The sequence below is a fragment of the Methylobacillus methanolivorans genome, from assembly GCF_054588515.1.
On the sequence record NZ_BAAILT010000002.1, the window covers coordinates 280,661 to 283,358 of the forward strand.

4 protein-coding genes are annotated in these 2,698 nt (G+C 47.9%); 1 reads left to right on the plus strand and 3 read right to left on the minus strand.

The genetic code is table 11. From position 1 onward, the window contains the following. Positions 1–210 precede the first annotated feature (210 nt). From LG202_RS02640 to LG202_RS02650, 3 genes are all read right to left on the minus strand, one after another. Entirely contained in the window at positions 211–843 is a 633-nt protein-coding gene (locus tag LG202_RS02640; protein ID WP_230346869.1) for a response regulator, read from the minus strand. 120 nt (positions 844–963) lie between these two features. Then, positions 964–1,377 (minus strand): hypothetical protein, encoded by a 414-nt coding sequence (locus tag LG202_RS02645; protein ID WP_230346870.1) that lies wholly within the window; start codon positions 1,375–1,377, stop codon positions 964–966. Positions 1,378–1,449: 72 nt separating this feature from the next. Continuing rightward, positions 1,450–1,614: a DUF1328 domain-containing protein gene (locus tag LG202_RS02650; RefSeq protein WP_230348027.1), complete on the minus strand. Its 165-nt coding sequence runs from the start codon at positions 1,612–1,614 to the stop codon at positions 1,450–1,452. Positions 1,615–1,732: 118 nt separating this feature from the next. Between LG202_RS02650 and LG202_RS02655 the strand changes: the two genes are divergently transcribed. Further along, positions 1,733–2,698, plus strand: a 966-nt coding sequence (locus tag LG202_RS02655; RefSeq protein ID WP_230346871.1) for a CHASE3 domain-containing protein, incomplete at its 3' end; no start/stop codon positions are given.

Here is a 2,698-nt window from a genome sequence, read left to right on the forward strand (position 1 = left end):
GCATGTCCATGATGGTTTCACGCAAGAGGGAAGAATCCTCAACCAGCAAGACCTTCATGGCTTTTGCCTGCGTGTCCACCCCAGAGTGTCTTTCTTTCATGATCGTATTCATAGGCTCAATAATCATTGCTTGTGAATTCTATCCGGCAGCAGGGGGGGATGCCATCCGCTATATTCCTACATATTCTGACGTTAAATGTAGGCATGACTTTATGAAATCAGCTGGTTCTTTATCGCATAGTAAGTCAGGTCTGCATTGGTTTTGAGGCTCATCTTTTCCATGATGCGGGTACGGTAGGTGCTCACCGTTTTTACACTGATACAGAGTTCTTCACCGATTTCCGTGGCGCTTAGGCCGCTGGCAAGCTTGAAGAATACCTGGAATTCACGATCAGAAAGGGTTTCATGCAGCAACTTCTCGGAAGGATTGCTCAATTCGTTAGTCATGAGTTCGGCGAGCTCTGCCGAAATGTAGCGTTTGCCATTGGCAACAGTGCGGATGGCCTTGATGATCTCATCCGAGTCAGCATCCTTGGACAAATAACCTTTGCAACCGCTGCGCATGAGATTGAGCGCATATTGTTCTTCACCATAACCACTCAGTATCAAAACAGGTAGCTCTGGTGCGACATGACGTAAGTCGTGCAAGGTATCTACACCATTCTTGTCGGGCATGGCGATGTCCATGACGATGGCATCGTATTGGTTGTTGCGCACCAACTTGATTGCTTCCAGGCCTGAAGCTGCTTCACCGGCCACTTCAAGGTCGGATTCCAGCTCAATCAGGTTACGCAGGCCTTGGCGCACAATGTTGTGGTCATCAACTAATAATATTTTTTTCATGAGTGCTGACGATTCCTTGTCATTCGTTTCTCTGGTGCTTGATACTAAGATGGCTTGCCAGTCTCTGCAAGCCATCCTCTAGATCATTGCCTTGATTTTTCAGGACTGAACAGCAAATTATTAATCGTCCTTGCTTAAGGCATAACCAACCAGAACACCCGCACCTACTGCTAGCGATAGTGTCAGCAATGAGCGCTTGCGCAGCCATTTGCGCGACTGGGTGCGACTAGTCTTGAGGGCTTGTGACAACTCTTTGTCCAGTGATTCAGACCATGATGAGAAGTTTTCTGTCAGTTGTTCAATGACGTGTTCGGTTGTGCTTCCATGGACATCAGGGTCCAGTACGTCCTTCAGGCTTTCAAGTAGAGCGATGGCTTCTTTCTTGCTGTCCCGAGCCTTGCTTTCCAGCTTGCGGCCAATTTTGCGTACAGATGCCTTACCGGATTTTACGCTGTCGCTTAATGCTTCCTGCGCGGTTTCAGCCAGCTCTGTTGCGTTTTCCTTGATTTCAGATTGTGTGTTGCTATTGAACATGCCTTACTCCAATGCTGTCTATGGGGGGATTTTGGTGAATTTTGTTCTGATGTTACAAGTGCGGATGCCTGATTAACGCTTATGTAAAATACCAGCAATCAGCGAAACGATAGTAATAATCAGGAAAACAAAGAACAGGATCTTGGCAATTTCTGCCGCGCCTGCGGCGATACCACTAAAGCCAAAGAACGCCGCAATCAAGGCAATCACAAAAAAGATCACTGAATAATGCAACATCATTTTCTCCTTGGTTGTTTGATGTACGGTTTACACTGTAGGCTCCTCACCATTCACGAATTAGCAGACAGCGACTGAATCGCTTGTCAGAAAATACTTACATGACGTTTGGAAATCGATGAATATCAAGGCCATAGCTAACAACATCAATGCATGGGGGGAGGGCATCGTCCGCAGGCTTGGGGGGCGGGTGCTGGCTATCCTGTTTGCCTCCATGATTCTTGCATTAATTTCCGTGATGTTTACTGATGCATGGCTGGTTGAGCTGGAGCAGCAGAACGTGCAGTTAAGCCAAGTGCAACGTAATATCAATGGGTTGCAGGAGCTGCGCACTAGCCTCAATCTTGCAGAGAGCGCCCAGCGGGGTTATTTGTTGAGCCAGCGCAAGGAGCTGGTGGAGACCTTTAACCAAGCAATCGAGGAGTCACGTCGCCATATCCGCAAGATCGAAGGCTTGTTTACCAGTCAAAGTGTAGCCATGCGAGACAAGCAGGAGCAAGGATGGGTGATTGCCTTAAGTGCAATACTGGAAGCCAAGAATGTGGAAATGAAGATGGCGATTTCATTGTTGCAGGCTGGCAAGGTGGATGAAGCCATGCAAGTGGTCAAGCTTGATCAAGGAATGATTGAGATGGCGCGCTTCATGCAGTATTCGCAGACGTTGCTGGACCAACAGTACGAGGCTCGGGAAAAACTGGTGATCAAGCGTGAACAGACCATCGTGATTACCCGGATTGCATTAGTAGGTACGGCGTTGATCTTATTACTGCTAGTGATCTTGGTCATTCGCCAATTGGTACAGGAAATGAACAGCCGGGATCATTTGCGCCAGCAATTGATACGCGATTGCGTAGCCTATGAAGAACGTATTCGCAGCAATTCGCATATGATGAAAACGCTGGCGCTGGATTATCAATCTGATGTTGAGCGCGCACGCCAAAAACTGGCGCGTGACCTACATGATGAGTTGGGCTCAATTCTCACGGCCACCAAGATGGATATTTCCTGGACGATACGCCGGGTCAAGGATAGCGCCCCTGATGTTGTCGAAAAGCTAGAGAAGACCATGCGCTACTTGAATCAA